The organism is uncultured Amaricoccus sp., from assembly GCF_937858865.1.
GTDB lineage: Bacteria > Pseudomonadota > Alphaproteobacteria > Rhodobacterales > Rhodobacteraceae > Amaricoccus.
Genome location: NZ_CALLYO010000486.1, coordinates 1 through 1,029 on the forward strand (window position 1 = coordinate 1; position 1,029 = coordinate 1,029).

The window sequence follows — 1,029 nt, forward strand, 5'->3', positions numbered from 1 at the left end:
GAGGACGAGCGGCTCCACCGGCTCGCTGAACTCGAGCACCACCTCGGCCGGCGGTTCGGCCAGCACGGCGTTCGCCGGCGGTTCGGCCGCCACCAGCTGCGCGTGCGCCGCGGCGCGCCCCGCGGGGAGCGCCGCGAGCAGCGCCGCGAGCAGCGCCGCAGCCGGGCCGAGGCGGCCGAGCCGCCGCATCGCCGGCGCTCAGTGGCCGCCGGCGGCCGGCAGGAGCGTCACGCCGGGGGCGGGATACTCGAGGCTGTCGGGATCCTGGCCGCTGGCGGGGATCTCGATCCAGCGCTCGGTCTTGTCGGCGCACTCCTGCACCACCGGGAAGAAGAGCGTCGTGCCGGGCGCGAGATCGCCGGCCAGCGTGCCCCGGAGCACAAACTCGTCGTAGAAGGCGTCCGGCAGCTCGCCGGTCCAGCTCACCTCGACCACCCCCTCGGTCAGCTCCGAGCCGTGCTGCTTGTAGGGCTTGGCGTAGGGGCCGGTGACCGTCTCCAGCGTCCAGCCGGCCTTGGGCATCGGCTTCACGGCGAACATGCCCTCGGGGATCCGGACCCGGATCGTCTTCGTCGCCTCGCCCTCGCAGCCGTGCGGCACCCGCAGGACGGCCTTGTAGGTGGTGCCGACCGGCGCCTCCCTCGTCTCGATGCTGACATGCGCCTGTGCGGCGCCGGCCGCCGCGACGGCGAGCGCCGCGGCAAGGATCGTCTTCGTCATGGTTCCATCCTCGATCGGCCGCAGGCGTCCTCGCGCCGCGGCGGAATTGCACCGACGCCCGCGGGAGCCGCGGGGCGTCACGGGATCAGACGATGGAACCGGTCGGAGGTGCCCGCGCCGACTGCGGCGTCCAGGCGACGTGGCGCCGCGGCGCGGCGGCCGGCGGGTCGAGCGCCGCCGGGACCGGAAGGGCGATGCGCCCGGCGACGAGAAAGCCGCTCGAGGCGAGGCCTGGCGAAGCCATGACCACGCAGGCGAAGCAGGAGGGCACGTGCGGATGGGGGAGCCCGTCGTGGGTTCCGTCATGCG

3 protein-coding genes are annotated in these 1,029 nt (G+C 74.8%); all 3 read right to left on the reverse strand.

Going from position 1 to position 1,029, the window contains the following annotated elements; all coding sequences use genetic code 11:
- Window positions 1-189 (reverse strand): copper resistance protein CopC (locus Q0112_RS14295; protein ID WP_297976404.1); only part of this gene is annotated, 189 nt, incomplete at its 3' end.
- Window positions 190-198: 9 nt separating this feature from the next.
- Window positions 199-720: a YcnI family protein gene (locus tag Q0112_RS14300; protein ID WP_297976406.1), complete on the reverse strand. Its 522-nt coding sequence runs from the start codon at window positions 718-720 to the stop codon at window positions 199-201.
- 85 nt (window positions 721-805) lie between these two features.
- Window positions 806-1,029, reverse strand: a 224-nt coding sequence (locus Q0112_RS14305) for a hypothetical protein (protein WP_297976408.1), incomplete at its 5' end; no start/stop codon positions are given.